The organism is Pseudomonas sp. IT-P258 (genome assembly GCF_949767825.1).
GTDB classification, from domain to species: domain Bacteria; phylum Pseudomonadota; class Gammaproteobacteria; order Pseudomonadales; family Pseudomonadaceae; genus Aquipseudomonas; species Aquipseudomonas monachiensis.
The window spans coordinates 355,674-376,444 of the sequence record NZ_CATKPU010000032.1 but is presented as its reverse complement, the minus strand read 5'-3'; the positions used below and the strand labels follow the sequence as shown (position 1 = coordinate 376,444).

14 protein-coding genes are annotated in these 20,771 nt (G+C 61.5%); 10 read left to right on the top strand and 4 right to left on the bottom strand.

Annotated features, from left to right (window positions below; translation table 11 throughout):
- Positions 1-52: 52 nt before the first annotated feature.
- Positions 53-1,543, bottom strand: coding sequence for a leucyl aminopeptidase (locus ACM6G4_RS14255; RefSeq protein ID WP_414914034.1), 1,491 nt, complete (start codon positions 1,541-1,543; stop codon positions 53-55).
- A 308-nt stretch (positions 1,544-1,851) separates the two neighbouring features.
- Here ACM6G4_RS14255 and lptF point away from each other — a divergent pair, with 308 nt between their 5' ends.
- From lptF to pdxJ, 8 genes are all read left to right on the top strand, one after another.
- A complete protein-coding gene (lptF, locus tag ACM6G4_RS14250; RefSeq protein ID WP_056721237.1) occupies positions 1,852-2,970 on the top strand; it encodes an LPS export ABC transporter permease LptF in 1,119 nt (372 codons plus the stop codon).
- Entirely contained in the window at positions 2,963-4,024 is a 1,062-nt protein-coding gene (lptG, locus tag ACM6G4_RS14245; protein ID WP_056721235.1) for an LPS export ABC transporter permease LptG, read from the top strand. The genes lptF and lptG overlap by 8 nt, the downstream gene beginning before the upstream one ends.
- A gap of 171 nt (positions 4,025-4,195) precedes the next feature.
- Positions 4,196-5,995, top strand: coding sequence for a translation elongation factor 4 (gene lepA / locus ACM6G4_RS14240; protein ID WP_008053223.1), 1,800 nt, complete (start codon positions 4,196-4,198; stop codon positions 5,993-5,995).
- 5 nt (positions 5,996-6,000) lie between these two features.
- Complete coding sequence (gene lepB / locus ACM6G4_RS14235; RefSeq protein ID WP_056721233.1) at positions 6,001-6,855, top strand: signal peptidase I; 855 nt, start codon at positions 6,001-6,003, stop codon at positions 6,853-6,855.
- A 183-nt stretch (positions 6,856-7,038) separates the two neighbouring features.
- Entirely contained in the window at positions 7,039-7,728 is a 690-nt protein-coding gene (gene rnc, locus ACM6G4_RS14230; protein WP_008053221.1) for a ribonuclease III, read from the top strand.
- Positions 7,721-8,623 (top strand): GTPase Era, encoded by a 903-nt coding sequence (gene era / locus ACM6G4_RS14225; RefSeq protein WP_007973959.1) that lies wholly within the window; start codon positions 7,721-7,723, stop codon positions 8,621-8,623. The genes rnc and era overlap by 8 nt, the downstream gene beginning before the upstream one ends.
- A gap of 120 nt (positions 8,624-8,743) precedes the next feature.
- The gene (recO, locus tag ACM6G4_RS14220; protein ID WP_223542204.1) at positions 8,744-9,433 is read left to right on the top strand and encodes a DNA repair protein RecO; all 690 of its coding nucleotides are present in this window, start codon (positions 8,744-8,746) and stop codon (positions 9,431-9,433) included.
- A gap of 50 nt (positions 9,434-9,483) precedes the next feature.
- Positions 9,484-10,230, top strand: a complete 747-nt coding sequence (pdxJ, locus tag ACM6G4_RS14215; RefSeq protein ID WP_056721229.1) for a pyridoxine 5'-phosphate synthase — start codon at positions 9,484-9,486, stop codon at positions 10,228-10,230.
- An 85-nt stretch (positions 10,231-10,315) separates the two neighbouring features.
- Here the strand turns inward: pdxJ and mltF are convergent, their stop codons facing one another.
- On the bottom strand, positions 10,316-11,776 hold the full coding sequence (gene mltF / locus ACM6G4_RS14210) for a membrane-bound lytic murein transglycosylase MltF (RefSeq protein ID WP_414913932.1): 1,461 nt from the start codon (positions 11,774-11,776) through the stop codon (positions 10,316-10,318).
- Between the two features lie 285 nt (positions 11,777-12,061).
- On the opposite strand from mltF, the gene purL reads away from it, so the two are divergent.
- Complete coding sequence (purL, locus tag ACM6G4_RS14205; protein WP_414913931.1) at positions 12,062-15,958, top strand: phosphoribosylformylglycinamidine synthase; 3,897 nt, start codon at positions 12,062-12,064, stop codon at positions 15,956-15,958.
- A gap of 20 nt (positions 15,959-15,978) precedes the next feature.
- Positions 15,979-16,290 carry a YqfO family protein gene (locus tag ACM6G4_RS14200; protein WP_056721222.1) on the top strand — a complete coding sequence of 104 codons (312 nt, stop codon included), beginning with the start codon at positions 15,979-15,981 and terminating at the stop codon, positions 16,288-16,290.
- Between the two features lie 95 nt (positions 16,291-16,385).
- Here ACM6G4_RS14200 and nagE read toward each other — a convergent pair whose 3' ends face one another.
- Positions 16,386-18,101 carry an N-acetylglucosamine-specific PTS transporter subunit IIBC gene (gene nagE, locus ACM6G4_RS14195; protein ID WP_223542203.1) on the bottom strand — a complete coding sequence of 572 codons (1,716 nt, stop codon included), beginning with the start codon at positions 18,099-18,101 and terminating at the stop codon, positions 16,386-16,388.
- Between the two features lie 41 nt (positions 18,102-18,142).
- The gene (gene ptsP, locus ACM6G4_RS14190) at positions 18,143-20,659 is read right to left on the bottom strand and encodes a phosphoenolpyruvate--protein phosphotransferase (RefSeq protein ID WP_414913930.1); all 2,517 of its coding nucleotides are present in this window, start codon (positions 20,657-20,659) and stop codon (positions 18,143-18,145) included.
- Between the last annotated feature and the right edge of the window lie 112 nt (positions 20,660-20,771).

Here is a 20,771-nt window from a genome sequence, read left to right as displayed (position 1 = left end):
CAGAGCGGCAAGCGGCGTCACCGCAGAGTGACGCCGCCGCCCATCAACGGTTTCAGGCTTTGGCGCGGTCCAGCAGGTATTGGGTCAGCAGGGGAACCGGACGGCCGGTGGCGCCCTTATCCTTGCCGCCGCTGGTCCAGGCCGTGCCGGCGATGTCCAGGTGCGCCCAGTTCAGGTTCTTGGTGAAGCGCGACAGGAAGCAGGCCGCGGTGATGGTGCCGGCTTTCGGGCCGCCAATGTTGGCGATGTCGGCGAACGGGCTGTCAAGCTGTTCCTGGTACTCATCGAACAGCGGCAGTTGCCAGGCGCGGTCGTCGGCAGCCTTGCCGGCGCTCAGCAGTTGGCCGATCAGTTCGTCATTGTTGCCCAGCAGGCCCGAGGTGTGGGAACCCAGGGCAACCACGCAGGCGCCGGTCAGGGTCGCGATGTCGATGACCGCTTGCGGCTTGAAGCGCTCCGAGTAGGTCAGGGCGTCGCACAGCACCAGACGGCCTTCGGCGTCGGTGTTGAGGATTTCCACGGTCTGGCCGCTCATGGTGGTGACGATGTCGCCCGGGCGCGAAGCGTTGCCGCTCGGCATGTTCTCGGCGCAGGCCAGGATGCACACCAGGTTGATCGGCAGCTTCAGTTCGAGCACGGCACGCAGGGTACCGAACACGCTGGCGGCGCCGCCCATGTCGTACTTCATTTCATCCATGCCGGCACCTGGCTTGAGGCTGATGCCGCCGGTGTCGAAGGTGATGCCCTTGCCGACCAGCGCGTACGGCTTCTCGGATTTCTTGCCGCCGTTGTACTGCATGACGATCAGGCGCGGAGGCTGGGCGCTGCCCTGGCCGACGGCGTAGAACGAGCCCATGCCCAGGGCCTTGATCTTCTTCTCGTCGAGGACTTCGACTTTCAGGTCCTTGAATTCCTTGCCCAGGTCTTTGGCCTGCTCGCCGAGGAAGGTCGGGTGGCAGATGTTCGGCGGCAGGTTGCCCAGGTTGCGGGTGAAGGCCATGCCGTTGGCGATGGCGGTGGCGTGGGCCACGGCGCGTTGCACTTCGGCCTGGGCAGCCTTGATGGTCAGCAGGGTGATTTTCTTCAGGGCGCGGGCTTCGGCTTTCTGGCTCTTGAACTGGTCGAAGCTGTACTCGCCGTCCACCAGGGTTTCGGCCAGCAGGCGGGTCTTGCCATAGCTGTCGCGGCCTTTGACCACGACTTCGTCGAGGGCCAGCACCGCGTCGCTGCCGCCCAGGCCTTTGAGGGTGTTGAGGATGCCGGCGATGATCTTGCGGAACGGGCGGTCACCCAGTTCGTCGTCCTTGCCCACACCCACCAGCAGCACGCGCTCGGCCTTGAGGTTCGGCAGGCTGTGCAGCAACAGGCTCTGGCCAACCTTGCCGGCCAGGTCGCCGCGCTTGAGCACAGTGCTGATCGCGCCGCCGCTCAGTTCGTCGAGTTGTCGGGCAACAGCGCCGAGCTTGCGGCCTTCGCCAACGGAGACCACGAGAGTGGCGGTCTTCAACGTTTCGGGGTTGACGCTTTTTACAACCAGTTCCATGTCCGGGTCCCTGAATTGATGGTTATCACGCATGCGCCCGACACCTTATGTGCGTCGATTGCTTATAAATAGAAAGGCGCCAGGATCGACCGGCGACAAAGGCCGCAGTTTGAACCTCGCTACCGGCGGCTGACAACCCTCGGTTGTACGATCTTCAACGCTTTGACAGGCTGCTTGAGCTTGTGCAGTGACAGGCGCACCCAATCACAGGATAATGCGCCATCTTTTTTCGGCGGCTCTGCCTTGCGGGCCGGCCGATATGTTTGCTTGTTTGGCCGCCTTAGCCTGACAACCCTGGAGTGTCTGGTTTGATCGTCTTCCGTTATCTATCCCGCGAAGTCCTGTTGACCTTGAGCGCCGTCAGTGCCGTGCTGCTGGTCATCATCATGAGCGGTCGCTTCATCAAATACCTCGCCCAGGCGGCTTCAGGCCTGCTGGATCCGGGTTCGTTGTTCCTGATCATGGGCTATCGCCTGCCGGGGTTCCTCCAGCTGATCCTGCCGCTTGGGCTGTTTCTCGGGATCCTGCTGTCCTACGGGCGCCTGTACCTCGAAAGCGAAATGACCGTGCTCTCGGCCACCGGCATGAGCCAGCAGCGGCTGTTTTGCATGACGCTGTTCCCGGCCACTCTGGTTGCGCTCCTCGTGGCGTGGCTGAGCCTGAGCCTGGCGCCACAGGGGGCCAATCAGTTTCAGTTGCTGCTGAACAAGCAGGATGCCCTGACTGAATTCGATACCCTGGAGCCTGGGCGCTTCCAGGCTTTGCGTGACGGCACCCGGGTCACCTACACCGAGAGCATGTCCGATGACCGCGTCAATCTGGGGGGTGTGTTCATCTCGCAAAAAAACATCAGTTCCAATAACAAGGATCGCGGGATTTCTGTGCTGGTGGCGGAAAAGGGTCGCCAGGAAATTCGTCCGGACGGCAACCGCTACCTGATCCTTGATAACGGCTATCGCTATGACGGTAGTCCGGGGCAGGCTGACTACCGGGCGATCAAGTACGACGAGTACGGTGTGTTGCTGCCAAAGCCGGAAGTCAGTGACGAAGTCACCGACCGTGACGCGATGCCGACCCGTACCTTGATCGGCAGTGAGGACATTCGCATGCGCGCCGAACTGCAATGGCGTATGTCTCTGCCGTTGCTGGTGTTCATCGTGACCCTGATGGCGGTGCCACTGTCGCGGGTCAATCCGCGCCAGGGCCGATTCCTCAAATTATTGCCGGCGATTCTTCTCTATATGGCTTACCTGACCATTCTGATCGCCGCCCGCGGTGCCCTCGACAAGGGCAAGATCCCCGCGATGTTTGGCTTGTGGTGGGTGCACGGGATTTTCCTGTCCATCGGCCTGGGCTTGCTCTATTGGGAACCCTTGCGCTTGAAGAGGGCGAGTCGCCGCAGCGCGCTGGAGGTGGCCCGTGGTTAAGCTGGATCGCTACATTGGTAGCAGTGTGTTCATGGCGATCCTGGCGGTGCTCGGGATCATTCTTGGTCTGGCGACACTGTTTGCCTTCATCGACGAGATGGGTGAAGTCAGCGATACCTACACCTTGGTCGATGTGCTGAGTTATGTGGTGTTGACCGCTCCGCGCCGGATGTACGAAATGCTGCCGATGGCTGCGCTGATCGGCTGCCTGATCGGTCTTGGCAGCCTGGCCAGCAACAGTGAGCTGACCATCATGCGCGCCGCCGGTGTGTCGATCGGCCGGATCGTCTGGGCGGTCATGAAGCCGATGCTGGTATTGATGCTGGCCGGTGTGCTGGTCGGTGAGTACGTCGCTCCGCCTGCCGAAACCATGGCGCAGGCCAATCGCTCGCTGGCACAGGGCAGCGGTGATGCACAAAGCGCCAAGCACGGCTTGTGGCACCGCCAGGGCGATGAGTTCATTCACGTCAACTCGGTGCAACCCAACGGCATCCTGTACGGCGTGACCCGCTATCGTTTCGACAACGAGCGGCACATGCTGTCGGCGAGCTTCGCCAAGCGTGCCGAGTTCGACACCGATCACTGGCAGTTGACGGATGTCACGACCACGCTGTTCCACGAGCGCAGCACCGAAGTGGTTGCGACCCCGCAAGAGCGCTGGGAAGTTGCGTTGAGCCCGCAGTTGCTCAATACCGTAGTCATGGTGCCGGAGTCGCTGTCGATCAGCGGCCTGTGGGGTTACATCCACTATCTGGCGGACCAGGGGCTGAACAATGGCCGCTACTGGCTGGCATTTTGGGTCAAGGTGTTGCAGCCGCTGGTGACTGCCGCCCTGGTGTTGATGGCGATTTCCTTCATCTTTGGTCCGCTGCGTTCGGTGACCCTGGGTCAACGGGTGTTCACCGGCGTGCTGGTGGGTTTCACCTTCCGCATCGTTCAGGATCTGCTGGGGCCTTCGAGCCAGGTATTCGGCTTCCCGCCGTTGCTTTCGGTGCTGGTGCCGGCGGGTATTTGTGCCGTCGCGGGGCTCTGGCTGTTGCGTCGAGCCGGCTGATGGCGGGCATTTTCCGACCGTTTTGACGTTAAAAAACGCCCTTGTCGCAAGACCGGGGCGTTTTTGTAGGCACCGTCTGACCTGCGAACGTGACGCTCGCGCCGTGGATCAGGTACAATTCCCGGCTATTTTTCGGCGGGCTATGCCTGCAGCCTTTTTGAGTGTTGATCCGTGAGTGATTTGAGTCATATCCGCAATTTCTCCATCATCGCCCACATTGACCATGGCAAGTCGACGCTGGCCGATCGCTTCATCCAGATGTGTGGCGGCCTCGCCGAGCGCGAAATGGAAGCCCAGGTCCTGGACTCCATGGACCTTGAGCGTGAACGCGGGATCACCATCAAGGCGCACAGCGTCACCCTGTATTACAAGGCTCGCGACGGTATCAACTACCAGTTGAACTTCATTGATACCCCCGGTCACGTTGACTTCACCTATGAGGTGAGCCGTTCGCTGGCCGCCTGTGAAGGCGCACTGCTGGTGGTCGATGCCGGTCAAGGCGTTGAAGCGCAGTCGGTTGCCAACTGCTACACCGCGATCGAGCAGGGCCTGGAAGTGATGCCGGTGCTGAACAAGATCGACCTGCCACAGGCCGATCCGGACCGTGTCAAAGAAGAAATCGAAAAAATCATCGGCATCGATGCCACCGATGCGGTCGAGTGCTCGGCCAAGACCGGCCTGGGCGTCGACGAAGTGCTCGAGCGCCTGGTCGCCACCATTCCAGCGCCGACCGGCAACTACGAAGATCCGCTGCAAGCGTTGATCATCGACTCCTGGTTCGACAACTACCTGGGCGTTGTTTCCCTGGTACGCGTGCGCCACGGTCGTGTGAAGAAGGGCGACAAGATCCTGGTCAAGTCCACCGGCAAGATCCACCTGGTGGACAGCGTCGGTGTATTCAACCCGAAGCATACCCCTACCGCTGACCTGAAGGCCGGTGAAGTGGGCTTCATCATCGCCAGCATCAAGGACATTCACGGTGCGCCAGTGGGCGACACCCTGACCTTGAGCTCGACGCCGGACGTTGACGTACTGCCAGGCTTCAAACGTATTCAGCCGCAGGTTTACGCCGGTCTGTTCCCGGTCAGCTCCGACGACTTCGAAGATTTCCGCGAGGCGCTGCAAAAGCTCACGCTCAATGACTCGTCCCTGCAGTACACCCCGGAAAGTTCCGATGCCCTGGGCTTCGGTTTCCGTTGCGGGTTCCTCGGCATGCTGCACATGGAAATCATCCAGGAGCGCCTGGAGCGCGAGTACAACCTGGACCTGATCACCACGGCGCCGACGGTAATCTTCGAGCTGCTGCTCAAGACCGGCGAGACGATCTACGTCGATAACCCGTCGAAGCTCCCGGACCTGTCCTCGATCGAAGACATGCGTGAGCCGATCGTGCGGGCCAATATTCTTGTGCCGCAGGAGCACCTGGGCAACGTCATTACCCTGTGCATCGAAAAACGTGGTGTGCAGGTTGACATGCTGTTCCTCGGCTCCCAGGTACAAGTGACCTACGACCTGCCGATGAACGAAGTGGTGCTGGACTTCTTCGACCGTCTGAAGTCCACCAGTCGCGGCTATGCTTCGCTGGACTACCATTTCGATCGTTATCAATCGGCCAGCCTGGTGAAACTGGACGTGCTGATCAACGGTGACAAGGTCGATGCCCTGGCGCTGATCGTGCACCGTGACAACTCGCACTACAAAGGTCGCCAGCTGACCGAGAAGATGAAAGAACTGATTCCGCGGCAGATGTTCGACGTAGCAATCCAGGCCGCCATTGGCGGGCAGATTGTGGCGCGGACAACCGTCAAGGCGCTCAGAAAGAACGTATTGGCCAAATGCTACGGTGGTGACGTCAGCCGTAAGAAGAAACTGCTGGAGAAGCAAAAGGCCGGTAAGAAACGCATGAAGCAGGTCGGCAACGTGGAAATTCCACAGGAAGCCTTCCTTGCCGTGCTCAGGTTGGATAGTTAGGTCCTATGTCGCTAAATTTCCCGCTGTTGCTGGTCATTGCCGTGTTCGTCTGCGGCCTGTTGGCGTTGCTCGATCTGTTGATCCTGGCCCCGCGTCGGCGTGCCGCCATCGCTTCCTATCAGGGCAGCGTCAGCCAGCCTGACATGGTCGTGGTCGAGAAGCTGAACAAAGAGCCGCTGCTGGTTGAATACGGCAAGTCGTTCTTCCCGGTGTTGTTCATCGTGCTGGTGCTGCGTTCGTTCCTGGTGGAACCGTTCCAGATTCCTTCCGGTTCGATGAAGCCAACCCTGGATGTCGGCGACTTCATCCTGGTGAGCAAGTTTTCCTACGGGATCCGCTTGCCGGTGATCGACAAGAAAGTCATCGAAGTCGGTGATCCGCAGCGCGGCGATGTCATGGTGTTCCGCTACCCGAGCGATCCGAACGTCAACTACATCAAGCGTGTGGTTGGTTTGCCGGGCGACACGGTTCGCTACACTGCCGACAAGCGCCTGTTCGTCAACGGTCAATCGATCGCCGAGCAACTGGTCGGCTCCGAGCCGGGCACGTTGGGCAGCGCTGAGCTCTACAAGGAAAAACTAGGTGCGGCCGAGCACATGATCCGCAAGGAAATGAGCCGCTACCGCGCCATGCCGGACCGTTCGTGGACCGTGCCGGCCGGGCACTACTTCATGATGGGCGACAACCGCGACAACTCGAACGACAGTCGCTACTGGGATGATCCGAACATTCCCAAGGATCTGCTGGGCATGGTTCCCGACAAGAATATCGTCGGCAAGGCCTTTGCGGTCTGGATGAGCTGGCCGGAACCCAAACTCAGCCACCTGCCGAATTTCTCGCGGGTTGGCCTGATCAAGTAATCAGACACGGCGCTGTGAACACAGCGCCGAATGCATTTCTGGAACCGGCACAATGGGCGCCAGAGGCATGCAAACAATGATATTCAGGACGTTATTTTTGAACACAGCTTTAATTGTCCCAAGCCTGCGCCACCTTACGGCGATGGCGGTGGAATCCAGCCACGAACTCAGCGTGGGTAAACCGTGAGCGTCTCCTTAAGCCGTCTAGAGCGTCAGCTCGGCTACACCTTCAAGGATCAGGAACTGATGGTCCTGGCCCTGACTCACCGCAGTTTTGCCGGGCGTAACAACGAACGCCTGGAATTCCTCGGTGACGCCATTCTCAACTTCGTCGCCGGGGAGGCGCTGTTCGAGCGCTTTCCGCTGGCTCGCGAAGGCCAGTTGTCGCGTTTGCGCGCGCGCCTGGTCAAAGGCGAGACCCTGGCCGTACTGGCCCGTGGTTTCGATCTGGGTGAATACCTGCGCCTGGGCTCGGGCGAGCTGAAAAGCGGCGGTTTCCGTCGCGAGTCGATCCTGGCCGATGCCCTCGAAGCGCTGATCGGTGCGATCTACCTCGATGCCGGCATGGAAATGGCCCGCGAGCGTGTGCTCGCCTGGCTTGCTGGCGAGTTCGAAGGCCTGACGCTGGTCGACACTAATAAAGATCCAAAGACCCGCCTGCAGGAGTTCCTGCAGTCCCGTGGTTGTGAGCTGCCGCGTTACGAAGTGGTGGATATCCAGGGTGAGCCGCATTGCCGGACGTTCTTCGTCGAATGCGAAATCATCTTACTGAATGAAAAAAGCCGAGGTCAGGGTGTGAGTCGTCGTATTGCCGAACAGGTAGCGGCCGCCGCAGCACTGATTGCCCTGGGTGTGGAGAATGGCAATGACTGATACAAACGCAACTCGCTGTGGCTATGTTGCCATCGTCGGCCGTCCGAACGTGGGCAAGTCCACGCTGCTGAACCACATCCTGGGTCAGAAGCTGGCAATCACCTCGCGCAAACCGCAAACCACCCGTCACAACATGCTCGGTATCAAGACCGAGGGCGATGTGCAGGCGATCTACGTCGACACCCCTGGTATGCACAAGGGTGGCGAGAAGGCCCTGAACCGCTACATGAACAAGACCGCTTCGGCGGCGTTGAAAGACGTCGACGTGGTGATCTTCGTGGTCGACCGCACCAAGTGGACCGAAGAGGATCAGATGGTTCTCGAGCGCGTCCAGTACGTGACCGGCCCGCTGATCGTGGCGTTGAACAAGACCGACCGCATCGAAGACAAGGCCGAGCTGATGCCGCACCTGAGCTGGTTGCAGGAGCAGTTGCCGAATGCGCAGATCATCCCGATTTCCGCACAGCACGGGCATAACCTCGATGCTCTGGAGCGCGTGATCGCCGAGCACCTGCCGGAAAACGATCACTTCTTCCCGGAAGACCAGATCACCGACCGCAGCAGTCGTTTCCTCGCCGCCGAGCTTGTGCGCGAGAAAATCATGCGCCAGATGGGCGCCGAGCTGCCGTACCAGATCACCGTTGAAATCGAAGAGTTCAAGCAGCAGGGCAAGACCCTGCACATCCATGCCTTGATCCTCGTCGAGCGCGATGGCCAGAAGAAAATCATCATTGGCGACAAGGGCGAGCGCATCAAGCGTATCGGCACCGAAGCGCGCAAGGACATGGAGCTGCTGTTCGACTCCAAGATCATGCTCAACCTGTGGGTCAAGGTTAAGGGCGGCTGGTCCGATGACGAGCGTGCGTTGCGTTCGTTGGGTTACGGCGACCTGTAACAGGCTTTAAAGATCAAAAGATCGCAGCCTTCGGCAGCTCCTACATGAGATGGTGTGTACCTGTAGGAGCTGCCGAAGGCTGCGATCTTTTTGCAATCCCTGACAGGTAAATCCATCACCATGTCGACCACCGCTCCCATCGCCCAGCCCGCCTACGTCCTGCACTCCCGCGCCTACCGTGAAAACAGCGCGCTGGTGGACTTCCTCACGCCGCAAGGCCGGTTGCGGGCGGTGTTGCGCAGTGCGCGGGGCAAGGCCGGGACGCTGGCGCGGCCATTCGTGCCACTGGAAGTCGAGTTCCGGGGCAAGGGCGAGCTGAAGAATGTCGGGCGCATGGAAAGTGCCGGGGTTTCAACCTGGCTCAATGGCGAGGCGCTGTTCAGTGGGCTTTACCTCAATGAGCTGCTGATTCGCCTGTTGCCCGCTGAAGATCCGCTCCCTTCGGTGTTCGATCACTACGCCGCCACCTTGCTGGCCCTGGCCGAAGGTCGACCACTGGAGCCCTTGCTGCGCTCCTTCGAATGGCGCTTGCTCGATGACCTCGGCTACGGGTTTTCGCTGACGACTGATATTCATGATCAGCCCATCGCGCCGGACGGCCTCTACCGTTTGCAAGTGGATGCAGGGCTTGAGCGGGTCTATCTGCTGCAACCGGGCCTGTTCAACGGCGTCGAACTGCTGGCCATGGCTGAGGCCGACTGGTCCGCCCCCGGCGCCCTGTCTGCCGCCAAGCGCTTGATGCGCCAGGCGTTGGCCGTTCACTTGGGCGGCCGTCCACTTGTCAGTCGCGAGCTGTTTCGCAAGCCCTGATCACACCGTATGCTGTGCACCGAACTTTCTCTTCTTCTGGAGCGCTTTCCGTGACCACCAGCACCCGCATTCTTCTTGGCGTGAACATCGACCACGTTGCCACCCTGCGTCAGGCCCGGGGCACCCGTTACCCGGACCCGGTCAAGGCTGCACTGGACGCGGAAGAGGCGGGCGCCGACGGCATCACCGTGCACCTGCGCGAAGACCGTCGGCACATTCAGGAGCGCGACGTTCTGCTGCTCAAGGACGTGCTGCAAACCCGCATGAACTTCGAAATGGGTGTCACCGAAGAAATGATGCTGTTCGCCGAGCGCATCCGCCCGGCACACATCTGCCTGGTGCCGGAAACCCGTCAAGAGTTGACCACCGAAGGTGGCCTGGACGTGGCGGGGCAGGAAGCGCGAATCAAGGCCGCGGTCGAGCGCCTGTCGAAGATCGGCTCTGAAGTGTCGCTGTTCATTGACGCCGATGAGCGCCAGATCGAAGCCTCCCGCCGAGTCGGCGCGCCGGCCATCGAACTGCACACCGGGCGTTATGCCGATGCCGAGACGCCGACTGAAGTCGCCGAAGAACTCAAGCGTGTGGCCGATGGCGTGGCTTTCGGCCTGGCCCAGGGGCTGATCGTCAATGCCGGCCATGGCCTGCACTATCACAACGTTGAAGCCGTGGCGGCGATCAAGGGCATCAACGAGCTGAACATCGGCCATGCGCTGGTGGCCCATGCGCTGTTCGTTGGCTTCAAGTCGGCTGTTGCGGAGATGAAGGCGCTGATTCTGGCGGCGGCGTTGAAGGGTTAAGAGCAAAAGATCGCAGCCTGCGGCAGCTCCTACAGGAGAACACATAACCCTGTAGGAGCTGCCGCAGGCTGCGATCTTTTGCTTTTTAGAGCGGGGCGGGCTCTTGAGCAGGCTTGCTCTTGTCGATCCCCGGAACAAGCAGTTTGCCCTCGGCGACCTGATCGCCCTCAAGCTGCGGCTGCGTGACCCAGGTCAGGATGTCGTAGTAGCGACGGATGTTCGCCACGAAATGCACCGGTTCGCCGCCACGGGCGTAGCCGTAACGGGTTTTGCTGTACCACTTCTTTTCCGACAGGCGCGGCAGGATCTTCTTCACGTCCAGCCATTTGTCCGGGTTCAACCCTTCCTTGGCGGCCAGTTTGCGGGCGTCGTCGAGGTGACCGCTGCCGACGTTGTAGGCGGCCAGGGCGAACCAGGTGCGATCCGGTTCCTGGATCGAGTCGTCCAACTGGTCCTTCATGTAGGCCAGGTACTTGGCGCCACCCATGATGCTCTGCTTCGGATCGAGGCGGTTGGACACGCCCATGGCCTGCGCGGTGTTCTGGGTCAGCATCATCAGGCCACGCACGCCAGTCTTGGACGTGACGGCCGGTTGCCACAACGACTCCTGATAGCCGATCGCAGCCAGCAGGCGCCAGTCGACTTTCTCCTTCTTGGCGTAGGCCTTGAAGTGCTGTTCGTACTTGGGCAGGCGTTGCTGCAAATGTTGGGCAAAGGTGGTGGCGCCCATGTAGCCGAGGACATCGACATGCCCGTAGTAGCGGTCCTTGAGGCGTTGCAGGGTGCCGTTCTTCTTGACCTTGTCGAGGTAATCGTTGATTTCGTTGAGCAGGCTGTTGTCCTCGCCCGGGGCGACGGCCCAGCTCTGGTTGCTCGCGTCACCGAGGTCGAAGGCGACCCGGATGTTGGTGAAGTACACCTGGTTCATCGCCACTTCGTTGGAGTCGACCAGTGTCAGGTCGATCTGGCCTTCGTCCACCATGCGCAGGAGATCGACGACCTCGACCGCGTCGGACTCTTCGTATTCAATGCCGGGAAATTTCTGCTTCAGTTGCGCGAGTTGTTCGGCGTGGGTGCTGCCCTTGAGCACCATGATCTTCTTGCCCACCAGATCCTTCGCATCGGTCGGCCGGGACTGGCCGTTGCGGTAGATGATCTGCGGGGTGACTTCCAGATAGGAGTGGGAGAAGCGCACCTGCTTCTTGCGCTCTTCGCTGCTGACCAGGCCGGCAGCCGCCAGCACCGGTCCGTTGGGCTTGCCGACCTGGTTGAACAGATCATCGAGGTTGTCGGCGGTCTCGATCTTCAGCTCGACCCCCAGATCGTCGGCGAAGCGCTTCACCAGCTCGTATTCGAAGCCGGTTTCACCGTTGCGATCCTGAAAGTAGGTGGCGGGGCTGTTTCGGGTAACCACCCGCAGCACACCATCCTCCTTTACGCGCTCGAGCGTGTTGGGTTTATCAACACAGCCACCGAGCATCAGGAAGAGTCCGGTTGCGATCAGCCATTTGGCGTACCGCGGACGCAAAGCCGTTGGGAAAAACATCTGCGCAGTATACGCAAAGGACCACGGGCGCCATATCTCGACAGTGAGGGGCTAGTCTGCTAGAGATCACAAAACCGGCCGAAACCCCGCAGGAATGGGCCTTTTCTGCATTTTGTTACAGTAAAAATAAGCTGTCGTCACACGCCCAATTAACCTGACTTTCGAGGCAGAAACACAGATCGGCACCCGAGTGCAACCGTGCGTAGCGTTTCGGGTGATGTCGCGGGCTGTTTAGGCTAGAATGCACGGCCTCAAAGCACACCCCTTCCCGAGGCTGTCCCGAAGATGTTGATCCTGCGCGGCGCTCCTGCCCTTTCTGCCTTTCGCCACAGCAAGCTCCTTGAGCAACTGAGCCAGAAGGTTCCGGCTGTCAGTGGCCTGTATGCTGAATTCGCTCACTTCGCCGAAGTTACCGGCGTCCTGACCGGCGACGAACAGCAGGTGCTTGCGCGCCTTCTGAAGTACGGTCCAAGCGTTCCGGTACAGGAACCGACCGGTCGTCTGTTTCTGGTACTGCCGCGTTTCGGCACCATCTCGCCGTGGTCGAGCAAGGCCAGCGACATCGCTCGCAACTGTGGCCTGGCGAAAATCCAGCGTCTGGAGCGCGGTATCGCGTTCTACGTGGCCGGCCAGTTCAGCGACGCTGAAGCCCAGCTGATCGCCGACGGTCTGCACGACCGCATGACCCAGATCGTCCTGGGCAACCTCGAACAGGCCGCCGGCCTGTTCAGCCACGCCGAGCCAAAACCCCTGACCGCGATCGACGTGTTGGGTGGTGGCCGCGCCGCGCTGGAAAAAGCCAACACCGAGCTGGGCCTGGCCCTGGCCGAAGACGAGATCGACTATCTGGTCAACGCCTTCGTCGGCTTGAAGCGCAACCCGCACGACATCGAACTGATGATGTTCGCCCAGGCGAACTCCGAGCACTGCCGCCACAAGATCTTCAACGCCAGTTGGGATATCGACGGCGAGAGCCAGGAAAAAAGCCTGTTCGGCATGATCAAGAACACCTACGTGATGCACAGCGAAGGCGTTCTGTCAGCTTATAAGGACAACGCTTCGGTGATCGTCGGCTCCGTGGCCGGTCGTTTCTTCCCGGACCCTGAGACCCGCCAGTACGGCGCGGTGCAGGAACCGGTGCACATCCTGATGAAGGTTGAAACCCACAACCACCCGACCGCGATTGCCCCGTTCCCGGGCGCATCCACCGGTTCCGGTGGCGAAATCCGCGACGAAGGCGCGACCGGCCGTGGCGCCAAGCCGAAGGCTGGCCTGACCGGTTTCACCGTGTCGAACCTGCAGATCCCGGGCTTCGAACAGCCGTGGGAAGTGCCGTACGGCAAGCCTGAGCGCATCGTTACCGCGCTGGACATCATGATCGAAGGCCCGCTGGGCGGCGCTGCGTTCAACAACGAATTCGGTCGTCCGGCGCTGACCGGCTACTTCCGTACCTTCGAACAATCGATCACCACCCCGCACGGTGACGAAGTTCGCGGTTACCACAAGCCGATCATGCTGGCTGGCGGCATGGGCAACATCCGTGAAGAACACGTCAAGAAAGGCGAGATCCTGGTCGGCTCCAAGCTGATCGTGCTCGGCGGCCCGGCGATGCTGATCGGCCTGGGCGGCGGCGCGGCTTCCTCCATGGCCACCGGTACCAGCTCGGCAGACCTGGACTTCGCTTCGGTACAGCGCGAAAACCCGGAAATGGAACGTCGCTGCCAGGAAGTCATCGACCGTTGCTGGCAGCTGGGCGACAAGAACCCGATCAGCTTCATCCACGACGTGGGTGCGGGCGGTCTGTCCAACGCCTTCCCGGAGCTGGTCAACGACGGCGACCGTGGTGGCCGTTTCGAACTGCGCAACATTCCAAACGACGAGCCGGGCATGGCCCCGCACGAAATCTGGTCCAACGAATCCCAGGAACGCTACGTTCTGGCGGTCGGTCCGGCTGACTTCGAGCGCTTCAAGGCGATCTGCGAACGCGAGCGCTGCCCGTTTGCCGTGGTCGGCGAAGCCACCGCCGAACCGCAGCTGACCGTGACCGACAGTCACTTCGGCAACAGCCCGGTGGACATGCCACTGGAAGTGTTGCTGGGCAAGGCTCCGCGCATGCACCGTTCGGTGGTTCGTGAAAACGAGCTGGGCGACGATTTCGATCCGTCGACCCTCGACATCGCCAACTGCGTCGAGCGCGTCCTGCATCACCCGGCCGTGGCGAGCAAGAGCTTCCTGATCACCATCGGCGACCGCACCATCACCGGCCTCGTGGCCCGTGACCAGATGGTCGGCCCATGGCAGGTTCCGGTGGCCGACGTTGCCGTAACCGCCACCAGCTTCGACGTCTACACCGGTGAAGCCATGGCCATGGGCGAGCGTACTCCGCTGGCACTGCTGGACGCTCCGGCGTCGGGCCGCATGGCCATCGGCGAAACCCTGACCAACATCGCTGCTTCGCGCATCGGCAAGATCTCCGACATCAAGTTGTCGGCGAACTGGATGTCCGCAGCCGGTCACCCGGGTGAAGATGCACGCCTGTACGACACCGTGAAAGCGGTTGGCATGGAGCTGTGCCCTGAGCTGGGTATCACCATTCCGGTGGGCAAGGACTCGATGTCCATGGCCACCCGCTGGAACGATGAAGGCGTGGACAAGTCCGTCACGTCGCCGATGTCCCTGATCGTGACCGGTTTCGCGCCAGTGACTGACATCCGTCAGACCCTGACCCCGCAACTGCGCATGGACAAGGGCACCACCGACCTGATCCTGATCGACCTGGGCCGTGGCCAGAACCGCATGGGTGCCTCGATCCTGGCACAGGTTCACGGCAAGCTCGGCAAGCAGGCTCCGGACGTCGATGACGCCGAAGACCTGAAAGCTTTCTTCGCGGTGATCCAGGGCCTCAACGCCGACGGTCACCTGCTGGCCTACCACGACCGTTCCGACGGTGGCCTGCTGACCAGCGTTGTCGAGATGGCGTTCGCCGGTCACTGTGGCCTGAGCCTGAACCTCGACGGTCTGGCGGAAACCTCCGACGACATCGCCGCCATCCTGTTCAACGAAGAACTGGGCGCCGTGATCCAGGTTCGCCAGGACGCTACCCCGGACATCCTCGCGCAGTTCAGCGCCGCCGGCCTGGGCGATTGCGTGTCGGTGATCGGTCAGCCAATGAACAATGGCGAGATCAGCATCACCTTCAACGGTGACACCGTGTTCGAAGGCCAGCGTCGTCTGCTGCAACGCCAGTGGGCCGAGACCAGCTACCAGATCCAGCGTCTGCGCGACAATGCCGACTGCGCCGAGCAAGAGTTCGACGTGCTGCTGGAAGAAGACAACCCTGGCCTGAGCGTCAAGCTGAGCTACGACATCAACCAGGACATCGCCGCGCCTTACATCAAGAAAGGCATTCGCCCACAGGTTGCCGTACTGCGTGAGCAGGGCGTCAACGGTCAGGTGGAAATGGCGGCTGCATTCGACCGCGCCGGTTTCAACGCGATCGACGTGCACATGAGCGACATTCTGGCCGGCCGTGTCGACCTGAACGAGTTCAAGGGCATGGTCGCTTGCGGTGGTTTCTCTTACGGCGACGTACTGGGTGCCGGTGAAGGCTGGGCGAAATCCGCGCTGTTCAACAGCCGTGCCCGCGATGCGTTCCAGGGTTTCTTCGAACGCAACGACAGCTTCACCCTCGGCGTGTGCAACGGTTGCCAGATGATGTCCAACCTGCACGAGCTGATCCCGGGCAGCGAGTTCTGGCCGCACTTTGTGCGTAACCGTTCCGAGCAGTTCGAAGCCCGTGTTGCCATGGTGCAGATCCAGGAGTCGAACTCGATCTTCCTGCAAGGCATGGCCGGTTCGCGCATGCCGATCGCCATCGCCCACGGTGAAGGTCATGCCGAGTTCGCCAGCGAAGAAGCACTGCTGGAAGCCGATCTGTCCGGTTGCGTGGCGATGCGTTTCGTCGACAACCACGGCAAGGTCACCGAAAGCTACCCGGCCAACCCGAACGGTTCGCCGCGCGGGATCACCGGTTTGACCAGCCGCGACGGTCGCGTGACCATCATGATGCCGCACCCGGAGCGTGTGTTCCGCGCCGTGCAGAACTCGTGGCGTTCGGACGACTGGAACGAAGATGCACCGCTGATGCGTATGTTCCGTAATGCTCGGGTCTGGGTAAACTAAAAGCGGGTGAACCAAGCGCCGTGTACAAGCTCAGCTTTTTTGTTCCTACCAGTCACGTCGAAGACGTGAAGAGTGCCGTATTCGCCGCCGGTGGCGGTCGAATCGGTGCTTACGACCACTGCGCATGGCAGGTGTTGGGCCTGGGCCAGTTTCGTCCACTGGATGGCAGCCAGCCGTTCATTGGCGAGGCCGGGCAGGTCGAGCAGGTCGAGGAATGGAAGGTTGAGCTGGTGGTGGCCAATGAGTTGATTCGTTCGGTGGTGGCGGCTCTGAAACAGAGCCATCCCTACGAGACGCCGGCTTATGAAGTGTGGCGGTTGGAGGATTTCTGATCTTCCTGGCTGCTGAAATGAGAAACCCGCTGAAAGAGATTTCAGCGGGTTTTTTATTGCCTTGAGTTCCCCTCCTACAATATGTGCGTCGTAGATTAAACCTTGGCACTCACCTCACTGCGATTGACCAACGCTTCCAGCGCATCACTCAAGCTCGACGCCTTGTCGCCAATCAGCAGATGCCAGATGCCGCCTTCAAGCTGGCTGACACCCTGGCAGCCCAGCGCTTTCAAATCACACTCCGACAGCGCCTTGCCATTGGCCAGTTGCAGGCGGATGCGGGTCATGGCGACGCAATCGAGTTGCAGCACATTGTCGCCACCCCCCAGGGCATTGAGCCATTGCTGCGCCTCGGGTGTCGCCACGGCGGCAGGTGGCGCTGCTTCGGTTTCCGCCGCTGGTGACGACACCAGGGCGCGGCCCAACGCCGGCATTGCCAGGCGAATCTCATCGGCGATGACATCGGCCATTGGCCCGACCACCACCTGCAAACTCCCGCCCTTGCCGGGGCGCACCACGGCCATGGCGCCGAGCGCTTTCAAATCGGTATCCGAGGCCTTGTTGCGATCCACCATGTCCAGGCGCAAGCGGGTGGTGCAAGCGCCGACGGTGATCAGGTTTTCGGCTCCGCCCAAGGCCTTGATGTAAGCCCCGGCGCGTTCATTGTCGGCCACCTTAACCTGCGGGCTGGCAGCGCTGGTTTCGCGGCCCGGTGTCTTCAGGTCGAAGCGGCGGATACAGAAATCAAACACCACGTAATAGATCACCGCATACGCCAGGCCCACCGGGAACACCAGCCAGCCGTTGGTGGACTTGCCCCAGCCAAGGATCATGTCGATGAAGCCGCCGGAGAAGGTGAACCCCAGGTGGATGTTCAGGGCATTGGTGATGGCCATCGACAGGCCGGTCAGCAACGCATGCAGCAGAAACAGCAGCGGCGCGAGGAACATGAAGGCGAATTCGATCGGCTCGGTGACGCCGGTCAGGAACGCGGTCAATGCCATCGACAGGAAGATCCCGCCCATCACCTTGCGCCGCTCCGGCAGGGCGTTGCGGTACATCGCCAGGCAGGCGGCGGGCAGGCCGAAGATCATCATCGGGAACATGCCGGTCATGAACTGGCCACCCTTCGGGTCGCCGGCGAAGTAGCGCGACAGGTCGCCAGTCACCAGCGCGCCAGTGGTGGGGTCGGTAAAATTACCGAACACGAACCACGCCATGTTGTTGAGGATGTGGTGCAGGCCGGTGACGATCAGCAGGCGGTTGAACACACCGAAAACGAACGCGCCGAAGCTGCCGCTTTCCATCATCAGCGTGCCGAAGCTGTTGATGCCGTGCTGGATCGGCGGCCAGATGTAGCCGAACACCACGCCCAGCCCCACGGCGGCGAACCCGGTGACAATCGGCACAAAACGCCGGCCACCGAAGAACGCCAGGTACTCCGGCAGCTTGATGTCCTTGAAGCGGTTGTACAGCGCGCCAGCCATCAGGCCGCTGACGATCCCGGCAAGCATGCCCATGTTGATGCTCGGGTCGAGCACCTTGAGGGTGGAGATCATCACCAGGTAGCCGATCACCCCGGCAAGCCCCGCCGTACCGTTGTTGTCCTTGGCGAAACCGACCGCGATGCCGATGGCGAAGATCATCGCCAGGTTGGCGAAGATCACCTGGCCAGCGTCGTGGATGATCGCGATGTTCAGCAGGTCGGTATCGCCCAGGCGCAGCAGCAGGCCGGCAATCGGCAGGATCGCGATCGGCAGCATCAGCGCGCGGCCGAGGCGTTGCAGGCCTTCGATGAAAAGTTGGTACATGGCGGTTCTCCGTGGATTTTTGTTCTTCTTTTGTAAAGAGCTCAGCTCAGCGGCCAATGCTGGTGGCAGGCGTGACGCACCGCGCTGGCGCTGCCCAGCTTGAGCAGATCCTGGCTGATGCGCCGGCATTCGCTGGCGTCGAGGTGACGCACGCGGTCCTTGATTTCACCGACCTGTACCGGGCTCACCGACAACTCACTGACCCCCAGGCCGATCAACACCGGCGTGGCCAATGGATCGGACGCCAGTGCACCGCACACACCCACCCAACGGTTGTGCTGTGCCGCACCGGCGCAGGTCTGGGCGATCAGCCGCAACAGTGCCGGGTGCAGCGCATCGACACGCGCAGCGAGCCCGGCGTGGTCGCGGTCCATGGCCAGGGTGTATTGCGACAGGTCGTTGGTGCCGATGGACAGGAAGTCCGCGTGTTCGGCCAGTTGCTCGGCCAGCAGCGCGGCGGCCGGCACTTCGATCATCACCCCCAGCTCCGGACGTTGTGCCAGGCCAAGTTCACTGCACAAGGCGTCGAGGCGCTGGCGGATGTGCAGCAGTTCATCGACTTCCGTGACCATCGGCAGCAGGATCCGGCAGCGTGACAACGGGTTGAGGTGCAACAATGCGCGCAGTTGCTGGTCGAGCAGTTCTGGACGGACCTGAGCCAGGCGAATGCCGCGCAGACCGAGCACCGGATTGGCCTCGGCGGGCAGTGGCAGGTAGTCCAGTTGCTTGTCGCCGCCGACGTCGATGGTGCGGATGATCACCGACTTGTCGCCCATGGCGTCGAGCACTGCTTGATAGGCGTGGTGCTGTTCCTGTTCGTCGGGGGCGGTGTGGCGGTCGACGAAGAGAAACTCGGTGCGCAGCAAGCCGACGCCGTCGGCGCCATTGGCCAGTGCGTCTGCCGCTTCCGTGCTGGACGCCACATTGGCAGCGACTTCGATGCGCAGGCCATCGGTGGTCAGCGCGGGTGTGTGCGCCTGGGCCTGCTGTTCGGCCCGGCGTTGTTGCTGTTGCTGTTGCAACTGGCGCACGTCGGCCAGGCGCTGTGTGCCGGGTGTCAGTTCGAGGCGGCCACCGTCGGCGTCCAGCACCACCGGTTGCCCCTGTTGCTGATCGAGCAGCGTCGAGCCCAGTGCGACCAAGCATGGCAGGCCTTTGCCCCGGGCCAGAATCGCCACGTGAGAAGTCGCGCCGCCTTCGGCCATGCACAGCCCCGCGACGCCTTGCTGGCTCAGTTGCAGTAAATCCGATGGCGTCAGTTCATGGGCCGCGACGATGGCGCCGGCCGGCACATCGTAATGCCAGGTATCGCCGAGCAACGCGCGCAGCACCCGTTGCTTGAGGTCGCGCAGGTCGTTGGCGCGTTCGGCCAGCAGCGTGCTGCCGGTTTGCTGGAGGACTTCGCATTGCGCGTCGATGGCCTGGCTCCAGGCGTGGGTCGCGGCTGTACCCTGGGCGACGGTTTGGCTGGCGGCGTCCAGCAGGGCCGGGTCTTCGAGCAGTGCCAGGTGCGCGGCGAAAATCGCCTCTTCAGCGGTGTCCTTGTGTTTTCTCGCCAGGGCCAGTGTGTGCTCGATTTCGCTGCGCACCTGGCTCAGTGCCGCGTCCAGCACGTGCTGTTGTTGCTGCGGATCATGATGGCCGGCATCCACCGGCAGGCTGATCGCATTCAGGCGAAACAGCGGCCCGCCGACCAGCCCGGGCGCGGCGCAGACACCGTGCAATACGCCGGCTTCGGCGGGGCGATTGCGTTGGGCAATCGTGGCTGGCGCGGCGGCGTGATGGTCTTCGGCCAGGGCTGTGGATAACGCCGTCAGCAAGGCTTGCAGCGCGGCTTCGGCGTCCGGGCCCTGGCAACTGACCTGGACCTCCGCCTGTTCGCCGATGGCCAGCCCCATCAGGCCGATCAGGCTGTCGCAGGTGGCCGACTTGCCGGCGAAATGCAGCTGCGACTTGCTTTTGAAGCCTTGCGCGGTCTGACGGATCAACGCCGCCGGCCGCGCGTGCAGGCCGCCACGGTGAGCAATGCGCACCAGACCGACAATCTCTGCGCCGGCAAACTCGGTATCCACCTGTGCGCTCGACGTCTGTCGACGAATGATGTGCAGCAGCGGCTCACCGACCTTGACTGACTTGAGGGTGATGGGTCGTGCCTGAAAGTCCTGGCTGTTGGTGAGGATCAGCAGGCTGACCAGGCTCTTGCACTGTTGCGCGACCTTGTCCAGGTCGTAGCGCAGCAGCGGCTGGCCGTTGGCGACGCGCGCGCCTTCCTTGACCAGCATCGAGAAGCCCTGGCCCTGCAACTCGACCGTGTCGAGGCCAAGGTGCAGGAGCAATTCCGCGCCGTTGTCGGCACGCAGGGTTAGCGCGTGACCGGTGCGGGCGACATGCACCACCACGCCCGCGCAGGGGGCGTGGAGCGTGTCGTTGAGCGGATCGATGGCGATGCCGTCACCCATGGCGCCGCTGGCAAACACCGGGTCCGGGACTTTGGCGAGCGTGAGCACCGGGCCGCTGAGCGGGGCGCTTAAGGTCAGCTCTTTATTGTTGTTATGCATGGCTCGGTCTCATCAAAAAATACGGTTCGGATCAACCCACTTCCTGTAGGAGCTGCCGAAGGCTGCGATCTTTTGATCTTGTCTTTAAAAAGATCGCAGCCTCGTTTCACTC